General features: G+C 57.3%; 21 protein-coding genes. 8 read left to right on the forward strand and 13 right to left on the reverse strand.

The genetic code is table 11. The features are described from left to right. The coding region (locus ACI3GR_RS18975) for a polysaccharide biosynthesis protein (RefSeq protein ID WP_407496709.1) at positions 1-1,486 on the reverse strand (1,486 nt) is incomplete at its 3' end. A gap of 420 nt (positions 1,487-1,906) precedes the next feature. Continuing rightward, positions 1,907-2,947, reverse strand: coding sequence for a replication initiation protein (locus ACI3GR_RS18980; RefSeq protein WP_407496710.1), 1,041 nt, complete (start codon positions 2,945-2,947; stop codon positions 1,907-1,909). A gap of 594 nt (positions 2,948-3,541) precedes the next feature. Between ACI3GR_RS18980 and ACI3GR_RS18985 the strand changes: the two genes are divergently transcribed. From ACI3GR_RS18985 to mnhG, 8 genes are all read left to right on the forward strand, one after another. Continuing rightward, a complete protein-coding gene (locus tag ACI3GR_RS18985) occupies positions 3,542-4,738 on the forward strand; it encodes an AAA family ATPase (RefSeq protein ID WP_407496712.1) in 1,197 nt (398 codons plus the stop codon). Continuing rightward, entirely contained in the window at positions 4,735-5,715 is a 981-nt protein-coding gene (locus ACI3GR_RS18990; RefSeq protein WP_407496714.1) for a ParB/RepB/Spo0J family partition protein, read from the forward strand. Before ACI3GR_RS18985 ends, ACI3GR_RS18990 begins: the two co-directional genes overlap by 4 nt. A gap of 362 nt (positions 5,716-6,077) precedes the next feature. Further along, entirely contained in the window at positions 6,078-8,957 is a 2,880-nt protein-coding gene (locus ACI3GR_RS18995) for a monovalent cation/H+ antiporter subunit A (protein ID WP_407496716.1), read from the forward strand. A gap of 1 nt (position 8,958) precedes the next feature. Next, the gene (locus tag ACI3GR_RS19000; protein ID WP_407496717.1) at positions 8,959-9,315 is read left to right on the forward strand and encodes a Na+/H+ antiporter subunit C; all 357 of its coding nucleotides are present in this window, start codon (positions 8,959-8,961) and stop codon (positions 9,313-9,315) included. Further along, positions 9,312-10,865, forward strand: coding sequence for a monovalent cation/H+ antiporter subunit D (locus tag ACI3GR_RS19005; protein WP_407496719.1), 1,554 nt, complete (start codon positions 9,312-9,314; stop codon positions 10,863-10,865). The genes ACI3GR_RS19000 and ACI3GR_RS19005 overlap by 4 nt, the downstream gene beginning before the upstream one ends. A 1-nt stretch (position 10,866) precedes the next feature. Further along, the gene (locus ACI3GR_RS19010) at positions 10,867-11,367 is read left to right on the forward strand and encodes a Na+/H+ antiporter subunit E (protein WP_407496721.1); all 501 of its coding nucleotides are present in this window, start codon (positions 10,867-10,869) and stop codon (positions 11,365-11,367) included. Next, positions 11,364-11,648 carry a K+/H+ antiporter subunit F gene (locus ACI3GR_RS19015; RefSeq protein WP_407496722.1) on the forward strand — a complete coding sequence of 95 codons (285 nt, stop codon included), beginning with the start codon at positions 11,364-11,366 and terminating at the stop codon, positions 11,646-11,648. The genes ACI3GR_RS19010 and ACI3GR_RS19015 overlap by 4 nt, the downstream gene beginning before the upstream one ends. Beyond that, complete coding sequence (mnhG, locus tag ACI3GR_RS19020; protein WP_407496724.1) at positions 11,645-12,010, forward strand: monovalent cation/H(+) antiporter subunit G; 366 nt, start codon at positions 11,645-11,647, stop codon at positions 12,008-12,010. The genes ACI3GR_RS19015 and mnhG overlap by 4 nt, the downstream gene beginning before the upstream one ends. Before the next feature lie 13 nt (positions 12,011-12,023). On the opposite strand, the gene ACI3GR_RS19025 is transcribed toward mnhG, so the two are convergent. Genes ACI3GR_RS19025 through ACI3GR_RS19075 form a run of 11 tightly spaced genes read right to left on the reverse strand, consistent with a single transcriptional unit; the run spans position 12,024 to position 25,972 of the window. Beyond that, complete coding sequence (locus tag ACI3GR_RS19025; protein WP_407496726.1) at positions 12,024-13,148, reverse strand: DegT/DnrJ/EryC1/StrS family aminotransferase; 1,125 nt, start codon at positions 13,146-13,148, stop codon at positions 12,024-12,026. 2 nt (positions 13,149-13,150) lie between these two features. After that, positions 13,151-13,798 (reverse strand): acetyltransferase, encoded by a 648-nt coding sequence (locus ACI3GR_RS19030; RefSeq protein ID WP_407496728.1) that lies wholly within the window; start codon positions 13,796-13,798, stop codon positions 13,151-13,153. Continuing rightward, complete coding sequence (locus tag ACI3GR_RS19035; RefSeq protein WP_407496730.1) at positions 13,795-14,388, reverse strand: sugar transferase; 594 nt, start codon at positions 14,386-14,388, stop codon at positions 13,795-13,797. The genes ACI3GR_RS19030 and ACI3GR_RS19035 overlap by 4 nt, the downstream gene beginning before the upstream one ends. Before the next feature lie 41 nt (positions 14,389-14,429). Further along, the gene (locus tag ACI3GR_RS19040) at positions 14,430-15,647 is read right to left on the reverse strand and encodes a glycosyltransferase family 4 protein (protein ID WP_407496731.1); all 1,218 of its coding nucleotides are present in this window, start codon (positions 15,645-15,647) and stop codon (positions 14,430-14,432) included. Between the two features lie 2 nt (positions 15,648-15,649). After that, positions 15,650-17,440: a heparinase II/III family protein gene (locus ACI3GR_RS19045; RefSeq protein WP_407496732.1), complete on the reverse strand. Its 1,791-nt coding sequence runs from the start codon at positions 17,438-17,440 to the stop codon at positions 15,650-15,652. Beyond that, a complete protein-coding gene (gene asnB / locus ACI3GR_RS19050; RefSeq protein ID WP_407496733.1) occupies positions 17,422-19,311 on the reverse strand; it encodes an asparagine synthase (glutamine-hydrolyzing) in 1,890 nt (629 codons plus the stop codon). The genes ACI3GR_RS19045 and asnB overlap by 19 nt, the downstream gene beginning before the upstream one ends. 1 nt (position 19,312) lies before the next feature. Beyond that, positions 19,313-20,620 carry an O-antigen ligase family protein gene (locus tag ACI3GR_RS19055; RefSeq protein WP_407496734.1) on the reverse strand — a complete coding sequence of 436 codons (1,308 nt, stop codon included), beginning with the start codon at positions 20,618-20,620 and terminating at the stop codon, positions 19,313-19,315. A gap of 9 nt (positions 20,621-20,629) precedes the next feature. Beyond that, complete coding sequence (locus ACI3GR_RS19060; RefSeq protein WP_407496735.1) at positions 20,630-22,087, reverse strand: MATE family efflux transporter; 1,458 nt, start codon at positions 22,085-22,087, stop codon at positions 20,630-20,632. Continuing rightward, positions 22,081-23,985 (reverse strand): CDP-glycerol glycerophosphotransferase family protein, encoded by a 1,905-nt coding sequence (locus ACI3GR_RS19065; protein WP_407496736.1) that lies wholly within the window; start codon positions 23,983-23,985, stop codon positions 22,081-22,083. The genes ACI3GR_RS19060 and ACI3GR_RS19065 overlap by 7 nt, the downstream gene beginning before the upstream one ends. Positions 23,986-23,989: 4 nt before the next feature. Further along, complete coding sequence (locus tag ACI3GR_RS19070; protein WP_407496737.1) at positions 23,990-24,796, reverse strand: class I SAM-dependent methyltransferase; 807 nt, start codon at positions 24,794-24,796, stop codon at positions 23,990-23,992. Positions 24,797-24,808: 12 nt separating this feature from the next. Further along, complete coding sequence (locus ACI3GR_RS19075; RefSeq protein WP_407496739.1) at positions 24,809-25,972, reverse strand: polysaccharide pyruvyl transferase family protein; 1,164 nt, start codon at positions 25,970-25,972, stop codon at positions 24,809-24,811. Between the last annotated feature and the right edge of the window lie 311 nt (positions 25,973-26,283).

Genomic DNA, 26,283 nt, shown 5'->3' on the forward strand with positions numbered 1-26,283 from the left:
CGCCCGGTCGCAGCCCGGTCACCTTGATCTCGATATCCCCCTCACCCGTCACCGGGTCCTTCACCGTCCGACCGGAGAGTTTGACCATCCGATGCGCGATATCGATGATCTTCTGCGGCTCTCCCATATCCAGCACGAAGACGTCGCCTCCTTTGGCGTAGGCCCCGGCCAGCAGGACCAGACGAGACGCCTCCGGGATCGTCATGAAAAACCGCGTGACCTCCGAATGGGTGACGGTCACCGGCCCACCCGCCGCAATCTGTTTCTGGAACAAGGGCAGCACCGATCCGGATGATCCCAGAACGTTCCCGAACCGCACCATCGCAAACCGCGTGGTCGTGTTGCGGGTCTGCATGTCCTGCACGACCAGTTCCGCCATACGCTTGGTCGCGCCCATGATGTTGGTCGGGCGGACGGCCTTGTCGGTCGACACCAAGATAAACCGTTCGATCCCTGCAGCCGCCGCAGCATCCGCCACGACCTGAGTTCCCAGCACGTTATTCCGCGCGCCTTCCAGCTCGTTCTCTTCGACCAATGGCACGTGTTTATAGGCCGCAGCGTGCAGGATGATCTCAACGCCCTCTTCGGCGATCACGCCGGACACGCGGGCCCTGTTGGTGACCGACCCAAGGCGCGCGATGACCGGGATGCCAGAGCCCGTCGCCTCGGCCTGCATTTCCTGATTGATCGAGTAGAGTTGGTATTCGCCCTGTTCGAACAAAACGATGCGCGCGGGGTTACAGTTCAGAAGTTGCCGACAAAGTTCGGACCCGATAGAACCCCCTGCCCCGGTGACCATGACCACCCGGCCCGCGTAGGCCTTGGCGATTTCGGGAATGTCCAAGGCGACCTTGTCGCGGCCAAGCAGTTCATCCGGTGTCACGGTGCGCAGGCTTTCAACCAAGCCTTTGCCGGACATCAACTCGACGTAGGACGGCAAAACCTGCACCTCTACGCCCAGTGCGCTCAGGTCTTTCAGGATGCGATCCCGGCGCGCCTTTTCCATCGACGGTGCGGCCAGCAGGATCTGTTTGATACGGTGTTTGGCGACCAGCTTGGGCAGTTTGTGCGGATCATGCACGTCTAGGCCTGCAACCCTTAGGGCGTGAAGGTTCGGGTTGTCGTCGACGAAGAATTCCGGCGTCGCCTCGGACGCTTGCCGCAAGGCCGCAGCCAATTGGATGCCCGCCGCACCTGCACCATAGATCGCGACCCGTGTCCGGTCTGCCCCGCGCCCGAAGAGCCACCGCAAAAACGCGAGGCCAGCTAGGCGAGCGGCGACAGCAAGGCTACAGAAGAAAAAGCCAAACAGGATCGGGACGGAACGCGGCGCAGAGAAATCGAAAAGATAGCTGATCGACATCGCGGTTATGGCCAGCGCTAAGGCCGCCTGACCGATGGTTCCGATCGAATGGATATCGAAAGCGTAAAGCTTGATGCGGTGCAGTCGGAACGCCCAAATGATGCCGACGCCAATGATTGTCATCGCCGGAATCAACTCCCACGACGTCGCCGTAAGACTAAGCGGTGCGCCGGTGCCGTAGCGCAGTGCAAATGCCAGATAAAGAGAGATGGGAACAAGAACCGTGTCTACCGCAAGAAGGATGGCTCTCTTCTTTGCGCGCGACAAACCGAGGAGACGAGACTGTAACATTGGAATGCAAACTTTGAATTAGGTAGGGCAAATGCCTTGATTTGCTTAACAATAAAACAGGATTCGGTGAAACGTTTCTTTTTGAGAAGTTAATCCACGCTGATATCTGCCGAAGCGCCTTTTGCAGGTTTTTTCCGCGCAACGGCTTAGTGGCGAGGGGTTACGCGGACGAACACCCTGCTAGAGCGTCCATTTGCCAGAAAGTTGCCGACTGGCAATTTCAGAAAAAACTCAACGTTTTCAGAACTCTGCTCAGAGGGGATTCGCGTCCGAGAACTTCTTGAAGAACGCCAGAAACGCCCGGTCGGGGTCCGCCGCAGGCTCCTTATCCGCGGCCCAAGACCGCCACTCACCCTCAACGTAATACACATCATACCCCGGAAACCGCAGCTTGGCCGTCTCGTAGGTCTGCGTCTTCAACGCCGCGCCTTGCCGATCCAGCCATGCTGGCCGAGGTTTGACCGACGCAGCTTTCGGAGCCTCTGGCGCCAACTCCTCCGCCCGCCCTTCGGCCCGCGCCCGGCGGCCTGGCGATGCGAATTGCAATGCACGCTCTGCCTTGTCCGTTGCTTCTCCATCCTTGCGCCACCAACGCATTTCCACATGGGTCACCGACCGGCCGGTTTTCACGGGGTTCACCTCGACCATGTAGTCCGACAGCGCCGACACCTCGGCCACTGCCGGGTCGATCGCGCGCATCCTCAGGTTCGACCACGATGTCAGCTTGCCCTTGGGCACACCCAACACTCCGCGCAGCGCGTCCAACGTGAATTTCTCTGACGACCGCCAGCGCAGGTTGCCGCGTTTCTGGACCATCTCGTACAGCGTCAGCGCATATTTCGACGACAGGGCAAACATCACTTCACGTTGCAGCCGCGCAAAGACGGTGGAGTTCGAGATGATCTTACGCAGCCTCGGCGGGATTTCGTATTCGAAGAGCCCATCCGCCCGCGCCATCTCCATGTTGCCGCCCAACAGTTGGACGCGTTCGATGGCAGGCTTACCGTCCCAGACCGCTTCGACCTTTACGATCGCGGCCATGAGGCGTTCGATCGATTCCCCGACCCTGTCGTTGGAATTATGCGACCCGCGCAGATCGGACTTGGCGATGACATGCAGCACCGGCTTGTCGATCGCTTCCCACGCGTTTTCCAGAAGCTGGTTATAGATGCGACGGTCTGTCAGGGTCAGCGGCGTGACCTCGATCAGGTCGACAAGCTCACCGGGTTTGACCAGCGACTCGCTGCTTGGCCGGGCGTCGACCGTGCGGTATGGTTTGGAAGGCTTGGCCATCTGCTCGGGTCCGTTACCTCATTTTCTTACATTTGTAGCCTATGGGACGTAAGCTGACAAGCTGGCCGTGAAACCAGGCGCACCCGAAATGTAAGGTTTAAGCAGGGGACAGACTCCGGGACCGAATCGGATGGGCCTGTAAAAACAGGGGTTTTCTGACAGGGTGATTCCCCTCGATTCGCCCCACCCGAAACGTAAGTTTAAGGCACCCAAGGTGTAGCGTCAGACCTCCCGATAGGTAAGGGCAGCCACCCCGATCTGTAAGCGATACCGTCCCGAAATGTAGGCTATATGCTTGAAATAGCGTTGCTGGATTGACCCATCGGAACCCTGAACAAATGAATCCCTGAATCTAAGAAGAGGAGGGTTTTTTATTTTTGGGATTTTTCAGGGTAGCCTGCGACATGGCCTGCGCAGAGTAGAAACCTTACCTCTTGGGTTTTCCGACGCTCAGTTTCACCGAGAACTCCGCACTTCACCGCCAATCCCCCCAACGTTCGGTTTTTGAGGGCTGATGCCGATATATTCGCACTTGAGAGGATTCGGGGAAAAAGGCATGATCTTTTTGTCAAAAGAAAAAGAGCAGGCAAAGACATGCAACAGGATTACCCTGTCACCCTGGACGAAATCGACAACCTTGCGCGGCGGGCCGATACGGTCATCAACCGTCTGCGCGAACGGGTGTTTTCGCCGGGCACTCAGAAAACGCTGAATATCCGGTTTAACGTCCGCACCGCGGGCGAGATGGTTGGTCGAACCGAAAAGGCCATTCGGGATGCGGAAAACGATGGCCGTCTGCCGGAGCCGGAGAAGGATCCGGACACCGGACGCCGCACGGGCTATACCTTAGAAGACATCAATCGGATGCGCGAAGTCTTCGGCACGTCGCCGCGCCGGGCCGAGGGCGACCCGGCGACCGTGCTGGCGGTTCAGAACTTTAAAGGCGGCGTCGGCAAGTCCACCGTCGTCGTGCATCTGGCGCAATACCTCGCGCTGAAAGGCTACCGGGTCTGCGTGATCGACTGCGACAGCCAAGGGTCGACGACATCCGTTTTTGGGCTGAACCCCGATGTAGACGTGGATGAGGATGAGGACACGCTTTATCCCTTCTTCCGGCACGGCGGCCCGTCGACCCTGCACTATGCCTTGCGCGCGACCTATTGGCCGGGGATCGCGATGATCCCGGCGAACCTTGGGCTGTACGACGCCGAATACGAATTTGCGGCGCGCATGGTGCGGGAACAAAGCTTCGTTCTTGATAGACTACGCAGCGGAATAGAGACGATTTCGGACCAGTTCGACGTGATCCTTCTGGACCCGCCGCCGGCGCTTGGCATGATCTCATTGTCCGTTCTGCGCGCCGCGAACGCGCTGTTGATCCCGGCGCCGCCGAACAATATCGACTTCGGCTCCACCGCGCATTTTCTGAAGATGATGGGCGCGACCCTGAACGAGCTGGCCGAACATGGCGGTGCGCGGGGGTATCACTTTGTTAAGATTCTGGCGACCAAGATGAATGATCAGAAAAGCGCGCATCAGGCGATCAAGCGCGTCATGGAGGCGGTCTTTCCGCACGACATGATGCAGGCCGTGCTGAAGGATTCGGCCGAGATCGACAATGCCACCGCCAACCTGATGAGCGTGTATGAAATGAGCGGCGCTGCGACCCGCACCGACACGCACAAACGCTGCCGCGTCTATCTGGATGCGGTCGGCAAGGAAGTTGAGACATTGATCCGCAAGACATGGCCCAGCCATCACGCGGCATTGCGCAAGGAGGGCATCCTGTGAGCAAGAAGCACGACGCGATTTTCGACGACGTCCTGAAGGATATTGAAGAGCCGACCACGCCCCGCGACCGATCCGGCGCGCGGTTCCTGAAACGGTCCAACACGATGGCCGAACAGGCGGGCGGGCAGCGGCAGGAAAAGGTGCTGCGGCTGGTGGACCCGGCGAGCTGCGTGATGTGGGAAGGCCACAACCGCGCCTACGATCTGCTGACCGAAGACAACTGCCGCGATCTGATCGACGGTTTGCTGTCGCAGGGTCAGCAGGAGTTTCCGGCCATCGTGCGTCGCTTGCGTGGCGGGGCAGGGGAGGGGCCAGAGTTCGAGGTGATCTGCGGTGCCCGTCGTCATTTCGCCATCAGCTGGCTGCGCGCCAACAACTACCCCAAGTTCCAGTATCTGATCGAAGAGCGTGAGCTGACCGATGAAGAGGCCTTCCGGCTGGCGGATATCGAGAACCGCGACCGCGAGGATATCTCGGACCTGGAGCGAGCGCGCGATTATGCCCGCGCTTTGACGGAGTATTACGGCGGCAAGCAGAACGTCATGGCAGAGCGGTTGCAGGCTTCGACCACTTGGCTGTCGCGCTATCTGGATTTGGCGAAGCTGGATGATCGGGTTGTGGCTGCTTTTGCCTCGCCGCGCGATGTGAAAGAGCTGCACGCCCGGACGTTGAAGCCCCTGATGAAGGGGGAAGAGGGGCGGCTGCGGATCGTTTATGAGGCCAGCAAGATCGCGGATGAGCGCAAGGCGGGGGCGGCTTTGACGGCCGCTCAGGTCATGGCGCGGTTGAAGGCAGCGTCCAAGCCCAAGAAGGAGCGGAAGGCGGCAGACAAAACCTATCGCGCTGGCGCGCAGGCCGGAGGCGTGCATCTGCGCCGCGCTAAGGGGCGGGTCGTGCTGGAGTTTGCGAAGGATCTGCCGGATGAGGAGCTGAGGGCCGCGGTGGAGCAGTTTCTGAAGGATAGGGCAGGGGGGTGATGGAAATTGCCAAGTGGCAATTTCTGCATTTGCTTATTTTTATCAAATGTTTGCGCGGTTCTTGGCGGCAATCCCGGCGCCCAGCACGCGTTAAAGTTCATCGTCGACGCTCGACGCCCGAAAGATCGTCGGGCTTTGAAGCGTCGGTAGACAGGCGCGCGTTCCTTTCACAGTCTCCGCGGCCAGATCATTGCATGATCAATGCGGGCGGAGTGATGGGGTAGGGTCTCTCCGGCAAAATACAAGGGCGACCACGAGGTTTTGACACTGTTCTTGCACCAAAAATTTGGCCCGAACCTACTGGAAAAACTTATCCCCTCCGTGCATGAATAGCAGCCAAACGTCCAAACAGGCTGTCCAACGTGTCCCTATTCCTTATCGTCGCTCTGCCTTTCCTTGGTGCGCTGCTGCCCGGTGTGATGAATGCGGCCGGTCGGTCGGCGACCGCTGGCGTGACGTTCACCGTGACTTTGGCCGCTTTCGTGGGGCTTCTGACCAACCTGCCCGCCGTGCTGAACGGGCAGACGGTGATGGTCGGGATCGACTGGATGCCGGCTTTGGGTCTGAACTTTACGCTGATGCTGGACGGGCTGGGGTTCTTCTTTGCCTTCCTCATCCTCGGGATCGGGCTGCTGATCATCGCCTATGGTCGCCAGTACCTGAGCCGCGAAGACAATATGGGCGAGTTCTTCACCTATCTGCTGCTGTTCCAGGGCGCGATGGTGGGGATCGTTTTGTCGGACAACATCCTGCTGCTTCTGGTGTTCTGGGAGCTGACCTCGCTGTCGTCCTTCCTGCTGATCGGTTATTGGAAGCATCTGCCCGAAGGTCGCCAAGGCGCGCGGATGGCGCTGACCGTGACGGGCATGGGTGGTCTGGCGATGGTCGGGGGGATGCTGATCCTTGGGAATATCGTCGGGTCGTTTGATCTGAGCGTCATTCTACAGAACCGTGAGCTGATCCAGGATAGCCCGCTGTATCTGCCCGCGCTGATCCTGATCCTGCTGGGGTGCTTTACCAAATCCGCCCAGTTCCCGTTCCACTTCTGGCTGCCGCACGCGATGGCCGCGCCGACTCCGGTGTCGGCGTATCTGCACTCGGCCACCATGGTGAAGGCGGGGATCTTCCTGATGGCGCGGATGTGGCCGGTATTGTCGGGCACGCCGGAATGGGTGGGGATCGTCACCACCGCCGGGTTGATCACCATGGTGCTGGGCGCTGTGATTGCGCTGTTCAAACATGACCTGAAGGCGCTGCTGGCGTTTTCGACGGTGTCGCATCTGGGGCTGATTACGATGCTGTTGGGGACGGGTACGGCGTTTGGCGCGTTCGCCGCCGTGTTCCACATCCTGAACCACGCGACGTTTAAGGCCGCGCTCTTTATGTCCGCAGGGATCGTCGATCACGAGGCGCACACGCGGGACATTCGCCGCCTTGGTGGGTTGCGGCATCTGATGCCGGTGACCTTCGTGATCGCCACGGTCGCGGCGCTGTCGATGGCGGGGATCCCGCTGCTAAACGGGTTCCTGTCGAAAGAAATGATGCTGGAGGAAGCGTCGCACACGGTTCTGTTCGGGTCGGACTGGCTGGTCCCGGTGCTGGCGGTGGCGGGGTCGCTGTTTTCGGCGGCCTATTGCTTCCGCTTTATCTCTCACACCTTCTTGGGGCCGAAGCGCGACGATTATCCGGCCAAGCCGCATGATCCGAACCCCGGCATGTGGATGCCGCCTGCGATTCTGGCGACCCTCGTTGTGGTGATCGGGGTCGCGCCGTTTCTGGCCGAGCCTTTCGTCAAGCTGGTGACCGCATCGGTCCTTGGCGGCGTGGTCGATGTGCCGGACGCGCATATCAAGATCTGGCACGGTCTGGTCCCGGCGCTGTACATGTCGATCATCGCGGTGGTCGGCGGTCTGGTGCTGCTGTTCCTTTTCGCGCCCCTGTCCAAAGTCTGGGAAGCCACGCCGCGGCCCGAGGCGAAGGTGATTTTCGAGGCGATTGTCGAGGCCTTCGCGTCGCTGGCCAAAGCCGCGACCGGGTTGCTGCACAACGGGTCGTTCACGCGCTATGCGATGATCGGGATCGTGGCGATGGTGGCGGCGGGCTATCATGCTTGGGTCACGGGTACGGTGGGCGCGGCGACGCGGGCCGTGCAGCCCGCCAGCCCGGTGATGATCGCGGGCTGGGGGATGCTGGTGGCGGCGACGATCGCGCTGGTGATTTTCCACCGCAACCGACTGGCCGCGCTGATCCTGATCGGGATCGTCGGGTTGATGGTGTCGGTCGGCTTTGTCTTCCTGAGCGCGCCGGATCTGGCGATGACGCAGTTCACGGTCGAGGTTGTGACGATCATCCTGTTGCTGCTGGCGCTGAATTTCCTGCCCAACCGGACCCCGGTGGAATCAAGCGTGCTGCGCCGGGTGCGTGATGCGGTCGTGGCGATTGCCGGGGGCCTCGGCACCTTCGCGCTGTCGTGGCATTACCTGTTGCGCGACGCGGTGCAGACGCCGATTTCGGAATTCCATCTGGCGAATTCCTACAAAGGGGGCGGGGGCACCAACGTGGTCAACGTGATCCTTGTCGATTTCCGGGGCTTCGATACCTATGGCGAGATCATCGTGTTGGGGATCGCCGCGCTGTTGATCTATGCGCTGACCGAGACGCTTTTGGATGGCCCTGTGCGGCGGCGGTTGCTGAACCGCGAACCCGATCAGCCGCAGGCGGGTGATCGTCACCCGATGATGATGGTGGTGCTGACCCGTGTGATCATGCCCGTCGTCATCATGGTTGGCTTCTTCATCTTCCTGCGCGGTCATAACGAACCGGGCGGCGGGTTCATCGCCGGTCTGATCGTGTCGATCGGCGTGGTGATGCAGTATATGGCAAGCGGCTTTGCCTGGACCTCGGCGCGGTTGCGGTATCCGTATCACGGGGTGATCGGGGCAGGGGTCTTGGTGGCCGGGTTTACGGGGATGGGGTCTTGGTTCGTGTCGAAACCCTTCCTGACGTCGGATTTCACCTACGTGCGGATCCCACCGTTCGAGAAGTTTGAACTGGCCACCGCCGCCCTGTTCGATCTGGGCGTGTTCCTCGCCGTGGTCGGCGCGGTGATGCTGTCGCTGGAAAGCTTCTCTCGCCTAGCGCGGCGGGCGGATATGCCGGACACGGATCACCCGATGGACATCGACCCAAGCCGGACGGACGGGCCTTTGGACAATCTGACCGCACTGCAGGGGGAGAAGTGACATGGAATTGATCGTCGCCTCTGCCATCGGGGTTCTGACCACCGCCGGGATTTATCTGGTGCTGCGTCTGCGCACCTTCCCGGTAATCCTTGGCATTTCGCTGCTGACCTATGCGGTGAACGTGTTTCTGTTCGCCTCGGGCCGTTTGACGACGGGCGCGCCGCCGATCCTGTTCGATGATGTGACGACCTATACGGATCCGCTGCCTCAGGCGCTGGTGCTGACGGCCATCGTGATTTCGTTCGGCATGACCGCCGTGGTCGTGATGATCGGTCTGGGCGCCTATCTGGGTGCGGATGATGACCACGTGGACGACCTGCACGAAACCCAGCCGCAAGACGGGGAGGCGCAGTCATGACCCATTGGATCATCCTTCCCATCGTCATCCCCGCTCTTCTGGCCCCGTTCATCGTGCTGGCCGCGCGGTACCACATCGGCATCCAGCGGGTGTTTTCCGTCACTGGCGTTCTGGTCCTGATCGGGCTGTCGGCGATGCTGGCATGGCAGGTGTCTGACGGATCCGTCATCCTGTACCAACTGTCCGACTGGGCCGCGCCGTTTGGCATCGTGGTCGTGGGGGATCGCCTGTCCACCATGATGGTTTTGCTGACCACGGTGCTGGCGCTGTTCGTTCTGCTTTATGCCATCGGATCCGGCTGGGATAACCGGGGGCGGCACTTCCACGCGCTGTTCCAGTTCCAGTTGATGGGCATCCTCGGTGCCTTCCTGACGGGCGATTTGTTCAACCTGTTCGTCTTCTTCGAGGTTCTGCTGATCGCCTCCTACGGTCTGATGATCCATTCGGGCGGCAATGATCGTCTGAAGGCGGGTGTGCAGTATGTGCTGTATAACCTGATCGGGTCCACGCTGTTCCTGTTCGCGCTTGGGTCGATCTATGCCGAGACGGGGACGCTGAACATGGCCGACCTGGCGCAGCGTGTGACGGCCATCGGGCCCGAGGAAACCGTGGGTATCCGTGTCGCTGCGGTGCTGTTGCTGCTGGTCTTTGCGATCAAGGCAGCACTCGTTCCGCTGCACTTCTGGCTGCCGTCCAGCTATGCCGAGGCACCTGCGCCGGTGGCCGCGCTGTTCGCCATCATGACTAAGGTTGGCGCCTATGCGATCATCCGCGTCTACACGATGATCTTCCCGCCGGATTTGGCGGTGACGGCCGACCTGATCGACGCGTGGTTCCTGCCCGCGGCGCTGGTGTCCTGTGCGATCGGGGCGGTCGGCGTGCTGGGTGCGAAACGGATGGACCGGTTGATCGCGTTTTCCATCGTCGGGTCGATGGGCATGGTGATGATCGCAATTTCGCTGTTCACGCCAGAGGCCATTGGCGCGGCGCTGTACTACATCATCCACTCGACCCTCGCGGGCGCGGTGCTGTTCCTGATCTCGGACCTGATCCGGACGGGCAGGGGGAACGTGGACCTGACGACGCAGGCCCCCTTGGCCGGGACCTATCTGACTGCGGGCCTCTTCTTTGTCGGCGCGATTGCAATGGCGGGTCTGCCGCCCTTGTCCGGGTTCTTGGGCAAACTGCTGGTGCTGCAGGCGTCAGTCGGCGCGGATCTGGTGGTCTGGGTCTGGGCGATTGTTCTGACTGCATCGTTGGTGACGGTCGTCGGTTTCGCGCGGGCAGGGAGCGTCGTGTTCTGGAAATCCCACGGCGTTCCGGTCAATCCCGAGGAGGGCGAGATCGAGGTGATCGCGACCCCCAGCCCCTTGTCCTATGTGGCCATCGGCGGGCTGATCGCGCTGTTGATCGCCCATACAGTTTTCGCCGGGCAGGTGCATCGCTACACCACCGCGATCGCCACGGAATTGTTCGCGCACGAGGCCTATACCTCGACCGTGCTGGAGACCCCCGGCAAGCTAAGTGAGCCGAAAGAGGAGGGCTACTGACATGACCCGCGCCTTCCGCTGGCTTTTCCCGCACCCACTGCTCAGCGTCGTTCTGGTGATCGTATGGGTTCTGCTGCAGAACCAGATCACCGCCGGGATGGTCGTGTTCGGCATCATCCTTGGCATCATCATCCCGCGTCTGACGGCGATCTGGTGGCCGGAAAAGCCCAAGGCTTTCCGCATCACCAAGATGGTCCCCTACACGCTGCTGGTGCTGTGGGACATCATCTACGCGAACTTCCAGGTGGCGTGGATCATCATCACGGTGCCCAATTCGAAACTGCGCCCCGCCTGGATCGTCATCCCGCTAGAGCTGAAACAGCCCGAAGCGATCACCATCCTTGCCGGCACCATCACGCTGACGCCCGGCACCGTGTCGGCCGATCTGTCGGACGAGGGCCATTCGCTGCTGGTCCATGTGCTGCACACCGATGACCCGGACGCCGTGCGCGACGACATCAAGCAGCGTTACGAGGCCCGCCTGCTGGAGATCTTCTCATGACCGCGACCGGATTTTTCGACATCGCCCTGATGATCGCCTTCGTCACGCTGGCGTTTGGCCAGATCATGTCGATGCTGCGCCTGCTGATCGGGCCAAGCGTCGGGGACCGTATCCTTGCGCTCGACACCATGGTGATCAACGCGCTTGGGTTGGTTCTGGTCTTGGGCGTATCGCAGGGCGTGCAGGTTTATTTCGAAGTGACGCTGCTGATCGCGATGTTGGGTTTCGTATCCACCGTCGCGCTGGCGCGCTTTATCCTTCGGGGGGACATCATCGAATGACGATCGAGACGCTTCTTATGTACGCAGCCGGGTTCTTCCTGCTGGTCGGATCGTTCTTCATCGCGGTCGGAGTGATTGGATTGCTAAAGTTCAACGACCCGATGACCCGATTGCATGCCCCCACCAAGGTCGGCACCGCCGGGATCGGCATGCTTTTGCTGGCCGCGATGCTGGTGTCCTTGGCGCGCGGAGACGGATCGATGCACGAGTTGCTGATCATGGCGTTTTTGTTTGTAACGGCGCCAGTGTCCGCCAACTTCATCGCCAAGGTGAACATCCATCAGGGGGCTTGTGAGACGCCACCGAAACCGCCGCGTGATGATCGGTGGTCGACTTTGGCGGGGGAGAAGGTGGAGGAGTAGGGTTAGACCTGCTTTAACCTAGCAGGTCCTTGATCCGGTCGATCACTTCGTCCTGCTGATCATTGAGCATGTCGCTACCTGAGGGTAGGCAAAGGCCATCGCGGAAAAGCCCTTCGTCAAATCCTGTGCCGTGATACGGCGCGCCGTCATAAAGCGGCTGCATATGCATAGGCTTCCACAGGGGGCGCGACTCGATTTCATGTTCCAGCAGCATCAAACGGATGTCCTCACGGGATTTGCCGACGACATCAGTATCGATGGTCAGGGCTGTCAGCCAGCGCGTTGATCGCTGACCCTCGGGCTCGGGCATAAATGTGATGCCGGGCCGGGACAGCGCTTCTTCATATCGGGCGAAGATCTCTCGACGGCGGGCAACGCGGTCGTCCAAGACCTCCATCTGTCCAAGCCCAATGGCGGCGCAAATGTTGGACAGGCGGTAGTTGTAACCGTAGGTCGAGTGCTCGTAATGCGGGGCGGGGTCGCGGGCCTGAGTGGCCAGAAACCGCGCTTCATCGGCCCAGTCTTTGTGAGGGGTGACCAGCATACCACCGCCCGAGGTGGTGATGATCTTGTTACCATTGAACGACAGGATTGCCGCGTCACCGCCGGTGCCAGCCTTGCGGCCATTTTGGTAGGATGCGCCCAGGCTTTCGGCACTGTCGAGGATAAGGCGGACGTCGTATTGCGCGGCGAGGTCTTCCAGCACATCGAGGTCGACGGATTGGCCGTAAAGGTCAGTTGGCACGATAGCCTTTGGCAGCCGGTTTTCAGTAGACGCCTTGGCCAGCTCATCGGAAAGGCGAGCGGTATCGATCGTCCAAGTGTCGGGCGACAGGTCAAAGAAACGCGGTGTCGCGCCGAGGTAGTTCAAAGGGAAGATGCCACCCGCGAAGGTCATAGACGAAATCCAGACCTCGTCGCCGGGGCCAACACCGGCAATGCGCAGTGCCAGGTGCAGGGCGGCGGAGCCGGAGGACAATCCAACGCAATGCACGTCCGCGCCCAAGTAGTCGCGCACCGATGCTTCGAAGGCATCGAGTTGAGGGCCAAGCGGAGCCACGAAATTCGATGCAAAGGCTTCGGAAACGCGCTGCTCCTCATGGCCGGACATATGAGGACGAGAGAGGTAGATGCGCATGGTTAGTCCTTGATGAGGGGTTTGGCCGGATTGCCGACGACGGTGACTCCGGGCGGCACATCGCGGGTGACGACGGCGCCCATGCCGACGGTAGCGCCGGCACCAATAACCAATGGCTTGTCTGGCTGTCCCTGACGCAAGACAGCGCCAGTGCCGACATAGGCGTGGTCTTCGATATGGACATTCCCATTACACATCACACCCGGCGCAAAGGTGACGAAATCGCCAACAACGCAGTCGTGGGCAACGTATGAATAGATGTTACCGTGAAAATGGCGGCCAATCGTGGCGTTGGAAGTAATCGTCGCGTTACCGCACAAGACTAATCCTTCGCCGAAAGATGAATTGTCGAGGACCGTGCAGTTTCCCGCCTTGATATCAATGAAATGTACGTCTGCCGCTTCGCATTTAGAAGCGAGTTTTTCGCGGACCTTACCGTCACCAATGGCAAGCGTTACAGCGCGTGTTTCTGCTGGATGGCTCAAGAAATCCTCGAATGAAAGGCATCGGTGACCATTCACACTAATTTGCGTACCGGAATCATCCACAAAGACACATTCGGCCTCGGGGTCATCTCCAACCTGTGCCCTCAGCAAGGGCATGACCTCTCGACCGAACCCGCTGGCACCGTAGACTCCATATAATATCAATGTTCGTTTCCCGTGAATTTGGGCATTGTCGCTTCGCCCGCAGCAGAAATTCCGTCACGTTTGATGACTTTACGGATCGTCAGCCAAATGATCTTAAGATCCAAACAGAGAGTCCGGTTATCGACGTACCAGACATCAAGCGCAAACTTCTCGTCCCACGAAATCGCGTTCCGACCGTTCACCTGAGCCCAACCGGTGATCCCTGGCCGGACCTCGTGGCGGCGAGCTTGTTCAGTAGAGTAGAGCGGGAGGTATTCCATCAAGAGCGGACGGGGCCCAACGAGGCTCATGTCACCCTTGAGCACGTTCCACAATTCGGGGAGTTCGTCGAGAGAACTGGAGCGCAGGAAGCGGCCGAGTTTGGTGAGACGTTCGGCATCGGGGAGCGCGTTGCCGTCTTTGTCGAGTGCATCCCGCATCGTTCGGAATTTGATCATTTGGAAAGGTTTGCCGTGCAAGCCGGGTCGGGTCTGGCGGAAAAGAACGGGTGAGCCCATCTGGCGGCGGATTTTGAGCGCGACGATCAAAAGAACGGGCGACAAAAGGAGCAAACCAAGCCCGGCTCCGACAATATCGGTGATCCGTTTCATCTATCGTACCGTTCACTTTTTCCAATCACCTGCCTTAAAGCCTAACGCCAAGCGCCTGTCACCCATTGAACCCATTCATTCGACAGTTCCGCGCGAGAAAAACGAGCTTGCGCAAGAGCTTGCGCATTGATCCCTTTTTGACGCAGATCGGCCCGGTGTTCTGAAGCCTCAATAAGTGCATCGGCAAAGGCTGCCGGATCATCGGGTGGCACAGCAAATCCACAGTTATTTTCCTCTATCAACCCGGCCAGCCAACCTGGGTAATTATTTAATACAGGCAACCCAGCGGCGATGTAGTCGAAAAATTTGTTTGGAGATGTACCGAAATAAAATGCAGGCACGTTTCTGAGAATCTGTAGCCCTAGATCGGCACCAGCCATTAGTCTGGCAAGCTTGGTCTTCGGAACAGAGTCGAGAAACAGAACATTGTCGAGGCTGCGTGCTTCGGCTGTCGTTTTCAACTTCGGTTTTTCGCGTCCTTGCCCCACCAAAGCGATGCGGATGTCATCGCGTTTTCGCTCTTTCAAGACCGCAGCAGCATTGAGAACTGCATCTAGTCCATTCGCGTTTCCATGCGTCCCAGTGAAAATTGCAAGCAACTGATCATCCCGCACCCCTTCAGGACGCCATGCATCTTCGGGTGTCGCGAAGAGCTCCAAATCGCAACCGTTAGGAACCATCGCAATTCTAGTTTTGTCCACACCTCGCGCCGCAATTCCTTCGACGATGCCAGGTGAGAGCCCTACCAGTCGATCCGCTGAGCGATACGAGGCCCATTCGAGCACTGACATAAGCCAGAGCACGACAGGGTTTGTGATCACTTTCATCGCCTTGGGCAATTCCGGCCAAAGGTCGCGAACTTCAAATACGAAAGGCTTTCTTCTCAGCCACCGCGCAAAAATACCCGGTATTCCAGCGGTCAACGGAGTCGTTGTCGCGAAAACCACATCCGCAGGCTCCCGCAGAGCCACACCGATAGAACCAAATGCGAACTTCAGAAACACGCCAAGGCGCTGAACAAATCCCATGTGATTGCCATAGTTGAGATCGAACTCAATGACGTCGATCCCATCGACCGTGCCGCGCCGCCGCCCTTTTTTAAACTGCGCGCTCAACCCGGTGTTGCCCTGCGCATAGCTACCGCAGACCATAGTGACGCTATGGCCCGAGCGGATGAGTGCTTGGGCCATTTCGTAGGACCGTGTGCCAGCTGATCCTTGCGGTGTCGAGAAGTGCTGATGGAAATAAAGAACGTGCATGATCAGAAACCGATTTTCGTTACGATCCGGGCTGGTTTCCGCAGCTTCACCGACAGCAGTGGCACCTCGTCTCGGTGTTGGTAATAGCGTGACTCGAGCGTCGTTCCCAAAACTGGCGCAATAATATCGCCCTCCACCTCGACGGTAATGACTATCCCTTGGCCCCGCAGGGTACTTCCATCCAAACCCCAGTTGCCGGGACAAAGGCGCCAGCGCAACTCAGCCTGGCGGAAGTTGCCCGACAGCGTATCTACACAGGTAAGGCCCGTGGGGGTCAAGGTAACTTGCCGATGATGGCGCGCACCTGCGTCATCAGTATAGGCAGCAGCGGCGCTGACTGCGTCCCCATCTGTCTGCACCTCCTGCACCGCCTCAGCCCGTAGCCAGTCGCCAAACAGGAACCGTCCCAGGCGGGGCATCTGGTCGCGCTCATCAAAGGTGACGGTATTGTGCGCTGAGGTGCCGCTGAACCACTCAGCCCCATCGGCAACGTAGCTATAAGTGCCGCCATCGCGCAGCAGATTGCGCCCCTTGTGCCACAGGTCGACATGCAACGCATCCGCCTGGCTGGGCCGATAGCGGAACCGTGGATAACGCAAGACAGCCATAGCCTGTCCGGTTCGAAGAACATGATATCCGCCGACATCGGAACTCCGCGACGTCGGTGAAGGCCAGACATGATCAGCTTGTGTCAAGCCGAGCGCAGTCACTCTGGGATCATAATAATCAGGCCATGGTCGCCCGTCGCCGAACAACGCCGCCGCAAGGCCTACGGTCGGACGAAAATCGCGGTAGTCAGTTTCCGGCACGCTGAACAGGTGCGAGCCGTCGTTCGAGCCCAAGTTCGGCGCATCGCCGGTTGCCGGGTCGACGATAGCTTGCAACCAGCGGGCCCCATCTAAGATACGTGACTGCGCCTTGGTTCCCAGTCGCGGTGCACCGGTTTTTTCTGCCCACAAACCGGCCAGGCAGAACCCTTCGAGGTTGGCTCTGTGGTAGGTCGTCGAATACTGGCATGGGCTGCCGTCAGCCTGAATCATCCGCAGCGCACGATTGTTCAGCCATCTCAGCCCTGTACGTTCGCATTGGTCTGCGTCAGGCATCAACCAACGTTTCCCCCAGCTACCTGCGACGTAGAGCCCGCACGCTTCAGCGGTGCCGTGGTTGTTATCTTGTCCAAGCGCATAGGACAATGTATTCCGAATTCTCCGTGCGTGGACTTCAACGAGCCACTGAATTGTTGGCGAAGGATCTCGCCAAGTGTCTAGTATCAAAGCCGCAAGTGCGAGGTTCATCAGACGAATGGCGGCCTCTTGTCCACAGGCCCAATTGACACCGCGATAGGGCGGGTTTGCATCGATCCAACTTCGCAACCAGATTTCGATTCTGCTTGCGGCATCCGTGTCGCCAAGGCGCGCGGCCCGAGCGAATTGGGGTAACCAGTAAAAGCGCGATAACTCCCAATACCGCTTGACGTCCCCGTCGCCAATCCGTTGCAACGCTGCGACCCAATCGACGTCAGTGTCTTGCCTGTTGTCCAGACCTAAGGGATCGGCATGCCAATCTGGTGAAGACCCAATTTCGACCGGATACCAGCCAAAAAGCTTCAGCGTGACGGACCCGACATGCTGGACGCCTTCGTCTAAGCCGTAGATCTTTGCTTTGGGTAACCGCTTGTCCGGCGGAGTCGGGCGCCAACCGGCCTTGAGCTTTGCGCGGTACAGAGCCACTCGGGCGACATTGCGCCAGCCGAGCTTTGGAACGGTTCTGGCGATCAAGCTGTAGCGTGACATAGCATACGCTTCTTGAGGTCTGATTGGATCTCTGCCGCGCTGGCCATCCAAAGCTCGAGGGCAAAAGGTGCGAACACATCGCGGAACCAGACCTGCCCCCGTCCAGTACAATAGTCATCGAAGCGTTCCCGGTATCCGGCTCGGTCCACTAACCCGGTTTGATAGACCCGCGCATCGCTGCGACCCATCAAATCGCGAACGACAGGTTGCAGTTTGCCCCTGAGCCAATCGTCCTGTGGGTTGACGAACCCTTTCTTGTCCTTGCGCCAGGTGATGGATTGCGGCAGGTCCCGCTCGAAAGCCTTGCGCAGAACATATTTCGTCCAGCCCCGTGACAATTTCAACCGCTCGGGCATACGCAGTCCCATTTCCACGACGCGATAGTCAAGGAACGGCGAACGAACCTCGCGCGACCATGCCATCGACATGCGATCTTCGTAATGACATAGGTACGGAACTGAATATTTCGAAACGTCTAGCCACTGACGTTCGCCCAATGAAGTAATCTGGCCCAAGGGCGCCATATCAAGCGCGTTTGCGGCGGCTTCTCCCAGGATTGATTTGTTTGAAGCGCCGGCATACCGTTTGGCTTCGGTCAAATTGAATTGGGGCAAGACCGTGCCGTTGGCGATGAACCCAGCCGCGAGTTTAGTTGCTTCACCCAAACGGCGCGCCCTCAGCAGGCGTTTAATTTCCAGGATCGGGTATTTGCGATAGCCGCAAAAGGCCTCGTCTGCCCCTTGCCCAGTCAATACAACAGTTATCCCAACTGAGCTCGCTCTTTCCATCAACTTATAGAAAATCAGATTCGAAAATGACGTAACTGGTCCGTCGGCGTGGCGAATGCAGGCCTGCAAGAGACCGAACAATCCGTCGCCTTCGTCGGGATCGAGACGGAACCGCCGCACATCGCTGTCCAAATGGCTGGCCATCGTGTCGATATGGACACTCTCGTCTTCTTTCGACCCGGGATTTACGGCTGAAAAAAGTTCGGTCCGTTGTTGTTGGGCGCTGGTCGTCTGCGTCGCCTGCACCGCGATTATCGACGAATCGATTCCCCCTGACAGGGCAACGCTGACTGGGACATCGGCGTGTAAGCGCAGCCGAATGGCATCTTGGACAACAGATCTGAGTTCCTCGATGTAATCTTCCGGTCTTTGCGCCGGCAGTGGTATTTCGTATCCGGGCTTCCAGAAAGTGCGGATATTTGAGACCCCCGCAGTGGGGTCGGCGCCGTCGATTTCACCGATCGACGCGGGCGGGAATGATTTGATCGACGTCAGCCAACTGCGGTCATCTACATTCTGCAAGGATTGCGCCAGAAACCGCGAGGCGGTCACCGGGTCTGGCGCCAGATCGACACCCGGCAGTCCCAGAAGGCTGTGCATCTCGGAGGCCATGTAGACGCCGTTTGCGTCTTGATGCACATAGAGAGGCTTTTTGCCGAACCTGTCGCGCGAAATATAGAAGCGATTAGCCTCGATATCCTGAACAACCATCGCCCACATGCCGTTGAAATGCGCTACGGCCTTGCCGATGCCCAACCGCTCGACAAGCTCAACAATCACCTCGGTATCGGTACCTGATTTCAAATTATGCAGACCAAATTGCCGGGCAAGCTCGCGAAAATTATAGACTTCGCCGTTGAAAAGTATCCTGAACCGCCCCGAGGCCGACAGCATCGGCTGCGCGCCGTTTTCGCTTAACCCAACGATTGCCAGCCGCTCGTGTGCCATGCCCATGTGTACACCGCGGGTCGCTTCGAACAGCACACCTTCGCCATCCGGTCCGCGATAACGCTGCCTAGCGTGGGCGACAGACACGAAGCTGCGCACTGGCCGCGTCGAGAGTGCAAAAACCAGTCCGCACATATCATGCGTATCCTTTTCGTTGGCCAGCGACCAAGGTCTCCGGGCGTTTTGACGCTTTGGTCCGGCGGCTTCCAACCATCGACATCGCGATATAAAACGGTGTGAACATATTGATGAAAAAGCCAAATGCGAAAAGGGATTGAGCCAGCATCGAGATAAAGGCGAGTCGACAAGCATACTCGACAAAGGACCTGCGATTGATCCTTGCCGTCAACACCTGCCCGATCAAGATGAGCCAAATCATTAAGCCAAATAGACCAGATTTGGCTGTGATAGCCAGCGGCGTAAAATGGGCGTTCGTCACCTCCAAATAGCCGGCCATCCCGAATTCGTAAAGGAAGTTGGAATCGAGATCATATCGGAAACCATATCCATTTCCGAACCATAGTGCCCAGTCAGTGAGATAAGGCAACAATGATACGTATTCCACATAGCGCCCTGGATCCGTGTACATCAGCGTTTCCAGAAAACTTTCCGATTGCATCATGGCGCGTTCTATTTGGCGGAAAGTCCCTAGGATCTTGTCGACGAATTGAAGATCAGAACTCAGCAACGTGCTGCTTGCAATGGCGACCACAGGAAGGAGCACCAAGCCGACGATCGAGAATCGGAGAAATGCTCTTCTTACACGTGGGTGGGCCAGAGCGGCGAAAGCCGCAATGACAAGCAGCCCTACCATGACCATTCGCTTGCCTGCCGCAAGCGCAATCGCGAGAAAAAGAAGATACGTGAAAATCTTGCCCTGAGCCAAGACGAGGGACGCAGCAAAGGTCACTTCCGCAGGTGCCTGATAATAGCGGCCTGACGAGGTTCCCAGTAGGACCAATGCCGCCGAAAGAGAAATTACAGCAAACAGACCACACCAATACACGAGTTTGCGCGCAGGTTTTCTGAAAATCGAATCAAGGTCGGTAACTGCGTGAATGCGTGACAAAATCGTTCTGAAAATTACGATCTTCGCGATGAACATGAAAAAGATTACTGTGTCGTTTGCAAAGGTGATCGAAAGATTTCCGCGGGCAATACCGATCAGGAATGGATAGGTCGCGAAGATAAGCAGCAGAAGGTCGATGCTGCGAACCTTGACCCATGATCCGCAATACCTGAGGAACGAAATCACGATAACCGCATCCATCGCTCGATACAGCAACAACAGAAGCGGTTGCAAACCCGGAACACCCAAAAGCCTGAGAAGAGCCAACAAGTTCAAACCGGCAAAGACGATCATGAAAAAGATAGAGATCTTCAGAACCTTGAGTTCACCGCGGATCGGCGAAAGGTCGGAGCTTTGGGCAGCTTGGTCGCTCATCACCGGGTCTCACCTTTCCTCTGAACGTTCGCGGAACCGCTTCAACGCGATGATTAAGCCAAGACAGGCCATAAGCGACAGCAGTACGTTAAAAATGATAGCGGGCCGGGCATCGCTTTTGAGATTAGCCATGCATATCATCTGAATCTCAAGAACTCCAAGGCATACGACCATCACGACGGTTGCATATCCTGTGAGCGTAATCAGGCGGCGCCTAGCAACGTCGTGTGCGAACCCGATGGCACGCATGCACAGCCACACACTACGGCCACTCATCAGGATCATCGCGGCCAGAACTGACGCAGCCATGCTCTCGATACCGCCGTCAATGTTCCACGCGACACCCAAGAACAATAATTCGAGAAGTAGGGTAATGACCGTGTTGGCCAAGACTGCGGCCTTAATGCCCAAGGACATGGTGACATCGCTCATAGCCTGCGCGAGGCCTGTGAACCCTCCCGCAATGGCAAGAATACCAATGGCGCGCACTGCGGGTTCGTAATCTGGCAGAACAAAGTGAATAAGCAGCGGTGAGACTGCACAAACCGTGAACAGCGCACTGTAGGTTAGGAGCTGGATCAGCCCTACCATCCGGTCGAACTCGGCTTGCATAAGCACAGGGCTGTTGGTTCGTTCACGTAGCCGCAAAAGCGTCGGCAAAGAGACCCTGGCGATCATTGATCCAAAAAGCCCGGTTACGCTGGCGGCAAGCGACCCAATTCCGTAAAAGCCAACGGCCTCGGGACGCGCAACCCAGAAAACCGCGATCTTGTCCACGCTCATCAAGCCGAAACGCAGTAGTCCTTGCACCATGATCGGGAAACCATCCCTGAGCATCGATATTGTTCTGGAATAGTCCAGCCTCGGGAATATCAAAATCCCGCGCGCGATCACATTCAACAACATCAGTGCCAGAGCCAGTGCCACGGCCCAGCCGAGCGTTAACCAGAGAAGTGGCGGATCGAACCGAACGACGAAAAGTCCTATGGCAAGGAAGGCGAAGGCGTAAACCAACCTTGCTATTGACGAAGCGATTACCTTGTACTCGTTTAACGCGCTTGCCTGCGTCGAAATAGTGAACTGCTGGGCCAAGATTACAACAAGCAGCGCAAGTGCGGTCGACAAACCGCCGATCGCATCGAATGCATCGTCATGAACACTGGAGATTGTTACAAGCAGCCCAGCAACCACCACGATTACCATGATCTGAAAACCGTAAGCCGCCGCTCGATTGGCAAGCACTTCGCTCGGCGAACCGAGTTCAATCAAACCGGGTTCGCGCCGGGCCATCGACGATGACACGCCGAAATGCAGGAAATTACCGTATGTCGCAAATGTCTGAATAATCGACCAGATACCGTAAACGGCCGGACCAAGTAGCCGCGCCAGAGTCACCTCGAGTAGAAGAAGAGGTAAGCGGCTTCCCAACTCGCCAACCGCCAGGCGCATCGCGTTTCTGGTCAGCATGCAGAAGATCCAGAAGCGATTAAGTCGGACACGCGGTCGGTCGCTCGTCCTTTGCCAGGAAAGAACTCGTTGATGAACTCCGCCCGCCGGTTCGAATACGCCTCGAGGCTTTCTACCCGTCTTTCTGGCGCATATTCCTGTAAAAGCGCCCTGAGGCCAGAGGTGTCGTAGCTCTTGTCGGTGACGGATGACTTCAAATAGTCGAGCCGATCCACGATATCGCGGGGGTATCGATGCAAGTGTGCAATGCCAGGGACTCCGCCCAGCGCTGCAAATTCTAGGCTCGTTGATGTTCTCGAAAGGACCACGTCGGCTTCGGATAAGGCATTCTCGAAAGGCCCACTGAACAGCGTGACAGACTGCGACCGCGATGCGAGTCTGTCACGAACCGTTTCGTATTTTCCGAGGGGTTCACGCGGATGAGGTTTCAGGAGCCAGACCAGCGGAAAATCTAGGTCGCTGGCTGCGGTTTCCAAAGAATCAATTAGGGCGGCGTTGTAGTCGAACTCCTGAACGAACGGTTGAGTCGCTACAAGCACGCGTAATGGCGAATGACCCTGCGCGGCGCGATTGATCAGCGCGTCCAAACGGGCATTTCCTGCGATTAACACATCGTCCTGAATCGGCAGCCCGAAAGCATGGACACGTTCAGGATCCGCGCCCGAAGCAGTGAAAATTTCCCGAAGACGCTCGTTCCCAACAACTAAGTGATCCATCACTAGGGGGCAGGGATACATGATGGCATCAGCAGCGGTATTCTGGATCATGACCGAACGCACCCGCGCTGTTCGCGCAACTACGCCTTGGAGCGCCCCCCAGCGATCTACAGTGTCAAAGGAGATAACGGACTGCGGTCCAAGCTGGTCGATCGCCCGGGTGAGCTGTAATCGATAGACCAGTAACTCCGGAACTGAGGCTAAAGCAGTGTAAAGCACTTCAGTGGCGATTTCAGGCCGTCCCAGAAAGCCTGCGGTGGCGAGCCCCGGGTTTATTGCCGTGCCGCTACGGGCTGCGCGCCGACGCAGAAAGGTACAGCGGGCGAGAATCCGGGCGATCTCGACTGGTCGGGAGAAAGAATGAAGCGAAACCCACGGACGTCCGCTGGCAGCAGCCGCACATGTGCCATCGGGTGATTTAATCAGATCATCCACCAACATCACATCGTATTTCCCCTGTGCACCCCGTGCCTCCATAAGCGGTGCAGCCGCGACCACCTCGGTTCTTGCCCGTACAAGCACAGCGAGATCACATGTGTTTTCGAGCACAGACCTCGGTGCCCGGAAGCTGCGGGAGAGGAGAGTTTTGGCTTTGTAACCTAGCAAAAGGAGGTCACGAAGAGCGTTTACATAGGTTGCCAATCGCCAGCCTGAGCCCAATTTGACCAATGGTAGTTGGGCTTGCTTACAAAGATACTCGAGATGTTTCCCGAACTCAATCTCTACATGCAGGAGGCGCTTTACATCAAGCCGGTCAATTTTCCGATACGAACCATGAAACTGGAAGCATGACGCCCTACAAAGCCCTCGATCAACGAGAGATTCAAATACAAGTTCAAAAGCGACAGAATTATGCGCCAATACCCACGAAATTATCTCAAGCGATTGTCTCAGATCGGAGTAGCCATTTCCATAATGAGCTTCAATAATTTCATTGACGCCATCTGCCGAAATTAGATTTCTTGCATATTTTCTGGTGAGTCGAGTTATTTCAAGCTGTGTGATCTGGAAAGTCTCCAGAGCGTCCTCCAAGCTTAGACATGTAATGTAATCAGACAGCTCTTCAATATCTATGCCTGGTATGCAGGTGACCAGCGTATCAAATTCGTCGAGCAGCGATAGATTGCGCTTAAGTCGATTGACGTCTCTCTGGCTGAATACAAAAAATGCCGTGCGAACCATCTACTTACTTCTCGGCAATAATTAACATTACTAGCCCAAATTTCGGAAAAAGGTTCCTGATCAGTATTCTTGGCCAGAACATTTTAGCAAGAGATAGCGCCATACCACGATGTCTCTGACCGGCATTAGAATTGAGCAGGTCGGCGTGGCTTAGTAAAGTTTCTATTTTAACTTTTCGGAATGATGAAAAAATATCTTCAGCCTCTCTGATTGAGTAAGCTTTGGTGCCCGGACTCTCCAGATACTTATCGTATAATTTGTTAAGTCCGATGAAGGGCCGAAACTTGAAAAGCCCGTACCGGATCCAGAGCATTAATCCCACAAAACTCCATTTATGATAAATCATTACTCTTGCGGTTCCGCCGGGCTTTAATACACGATGAACTTCATTTACAGCTTGCGGAGTATTTGGTGTATGGTGGAGTACCCCGTACGAATATACAATGTCAAAAGAGCAATCATCAAAGTTAAGACATTCAGCGTCTCCAATACTAAGCCTCGACGTTAATCCATTCAGAGCCAGTCTCCGTTCGACATGCTCAATCGCGCGCTGCGTGAGATCAATGCCATACATATCGGCGCCCGCCTCACAAAACTTCTGATGTTCGGCGCCCAAGCCCACACCAATTTCAAGAGTTTTTTTCCCTTCTGAAGAAGGATAATCAGCAAACCTTTCGATCCAGGGTTCTAGAGTGTAGCGCTCTTCAGCTTGAGCGTCATATCCTTCTTTGCTCAATTCGCTCAAATAAAGGGCCTCTCCGCAGGAAGCTTCGTTCCAGAATTCTCTGACATCGTTTTTTGTATTCTTCATTGATTGACTTCCTTACTGAGCAAAACTATTGATCCAGTTTTGGACTTGATTTTCTATGTTGTCTCGCAAACGGGTGGCCGTATCTAATGCGTTCGCCGGAGTGCCGGAGAATTTAGTTTCAGGGCTGTAGAGAGCATCTTCCATGCGTTCGGCCAATATGTCGCCAAAGCCGGGGCGCGACGCATCTATGCAACGGTCTGGCTGCCCCAGTTCATCATAAAGTGCAGAAATCTGTGGGTAACAGACAAGACCCAGAGTCTGACGCAAATTGCCAATTGGCACGACATTGGCGTGAAACCGTGTTCCAACGCAAAGATCGGACGCTGCGTAAAGGCCAAATACCGACCGTGCGGCCGCGTTTCCTGAGCCATAAGGTGTCTGAGCGACCCGAGTGCGTCTTATGCGATCGGGAAGCCGGTCTATCACACGACTCACGATATCAAGATCACGAAAGATATGCGGCGCGAACAAAAACCCGAGCGACGGATCGCGTTCGGACAGAGTTCCGATCGCCTCCGCGATCTCTTTGGCGAATCCGTCGACACCGTCGTTGAGGCCGGCAAATCGAATTTCGGCCATGTCGCTGGCTAGGTTCATCGTGACGATGCGCTTGACATTTGTGTCGCTGAAAAACGGGATGCCCTCGGCCGGCTGAAAATCGGCGAAGAAACCATTGTCTGGAGCGTGCAGCACGCTGTCTGCATATGCCGCTCCAATATGCTCGGACAGGTTCTTTTTCGCGCCGTCGTTGCGCACGCTCACCAGGACGTTGTCATCGGCCAGCAGGGTGTCGAGAAACCCGGTAAAGCGCGCCCGACAGGCATTGGGTACACCTTGGCCAGGATCGACCCCCAGAGCGTTGAAATACACCGGAACCTTGATCTGCGCCCAAAGCTCGGGCGCGATCGCGATTGAGGTCCCGGTTGGAGAGTTCTCTACCCAAAGTTCGAAGTAGTTGCCGCCTCCGATCACCAATCCGTCAAAGCTGTTGGCATAATCGACAAAGTCGGCGTCCCAAGCGCGCTCGCGCCAGAAGAATTCACGGATTTCGAGTTCGCTCCAGGCGATCGGATGCTCGCTCAAGCATTGCAACCAGTCGCGGTATCCAATGTGGTTGGCATTATCGCCAATATTCCCGCTAAAGCTGGCGATGTGGAGAAGGCGTAGTTTGGACAAAATGAAATCCTTTGGCTAAGCGATCTTCTTGGCGGCAGATCGGGACATGAGAAGGCGTTCGGCAACGGCGTAAAAGACCATGCTGACCACGAGTTCAACAGGCTGCGCGAGCGCGAGCAACAGGGGAAATCGGCGTGGAAGCTCTGTCTTGGCTCAGACCATCGAAAAGGCCGATCTTGAATCGGTTAGATTGCGTAGCAGGCGCTACCAACCATTTAGAAAAAAGGCGGGGACATGAACCGCCGCACCGGTGCACAGCCCAGCGCAATCTTGAAGACCGCGCTGAGCTTACCGATCTTGGCCAGACTTCG

Origin of the sequence: Pseudooceanicola aestuariicola (assembly GCF_045763785.1) — a bacterium.
Classification (GTDB): Bacteria; Pseudomonadota; Alphaproteobacteria; order Rhodobacterales; family Rhodobacteraceae; genus Pseudooceanicola.

Excerpts from the sequence above, each read along its gene's own strand:
- ACI3GR_RS18980 (WP_407496710.1), bottom strand. The coding sequence starts at position 2,947 with ATGGCCAAGCCTTCCAAACCATACCGCACGGTCGACGCCCGGCCAAGC.
- ACI3GR_RS18985 (WP_407496712.1), top strand. The coding sequence starts at position 3,542 with ATGCAACAGGATTACCCTGTCACCCTGGACGAAATCGACAACCTTGCG.
- ACI3GR_RS19000 (WP_407496717.1), top strand. The coding sequence starts at position 8,959 with ATGGAATTGATCGTCGCCTCTGCCATCGGGGTTCTGACCACCGCCGGG.
- ACI3GR_RS19005 (WP_407496719.1), top strand. The coding sequence starts at position 9,312 with ATGACCCATTGGATCATCCTTCCCATCGTCATCCCCGCTCTTCTGGCC.
- ACI3GR_RS19010 (WP_407496721.1), top strand. The coding sequence starts at position 10,867 with ATGACCCGCGCCTTCCGCTGGCTTTTCCCGCACCCACTGCTCAGCGTC.
- ACI3GR_RS19015 (WP_407496722.1), top strand. The coding sequence starts at position 11,364 with ATGACCGCGACCGGATTTTTCGACATCGCCCTGATGATCGCCTTCGTC.
- mnhG (WP_407496724.1), top strand. The coding sequence starts at position 11,645 with ATGACGATCGAGACGCTTCTTATGTACGCAGCCGGGTTCTTCCTGCTG.
- ACI3GR_RS19025 (WP_407496726.1), bottom strand. The coding sequence starts at position 13,148 with ATGCGCATCTACCTCTCTCGTCCTCATATGTCCGGCCATGAGGAGCAG.
- ACI3GR_RS19035 (WP_407496730.1), bottom strand. The coding sequence starts at position 14,388 with ATGAAACGGATCACCGATATTGTCGGAGCCGGGCTTGGTTTGCTCCTT.
- ACI3GR_RS19040 (WP_407496731.1), bottom strand. The coding sequence starts at position 15,647 with ATGCACGTTCTTTATTTCCATCAGCACTTCTCGACACCGCAAGGATCA.
- ACI3GR_RS19045 (WP_407496732.1), bottom strand. The coding sequence starts at position 17,440 with ATGTCACGCTACAGCTTGATCGCCAGAACCGTTCCAAAGCTCGGCTGG.
- asnB (WP_407496733.1), bottom strand. The coding sequence starts at position 19,311 with ATGTGCGGACTGGTTTTTGCACTCTCGACGCGGCCAGTGCGCAGCTTC.
- ACI3GR_RS19055 (WP_407496734.1), bottom strand. The coding sequence starts at position 20,620 with ATGAGCGACCAAGCTGCCCAAAGCTCCGACCTTTCGCCGATCCGCGGT.
- ACI3GR_RS19060 (WP_407496735.1), bottom strand. The coding sequence starts at position 22,087 with ATGCTGACCAGAAACGCGATGCGCCTGGCGGTTGGCGAGTTGGGAAGC.
- ACI3GR_RS19065 (WP_407496736.1), bottom strand. The coding sequence starts at position 23,985 with ATGGTTCGCACGGCATTTTTTGTATTCAGCCAGAGAGACGTCAATCGA.
- ACI3GR_RS19070 (WP_407496737.1), bottom strand. The coding sequence starts at position 24,796 with ATGAAGAATACAAAAAACGATGTCAGAGAATTCTGGAACGAAGCTTCC.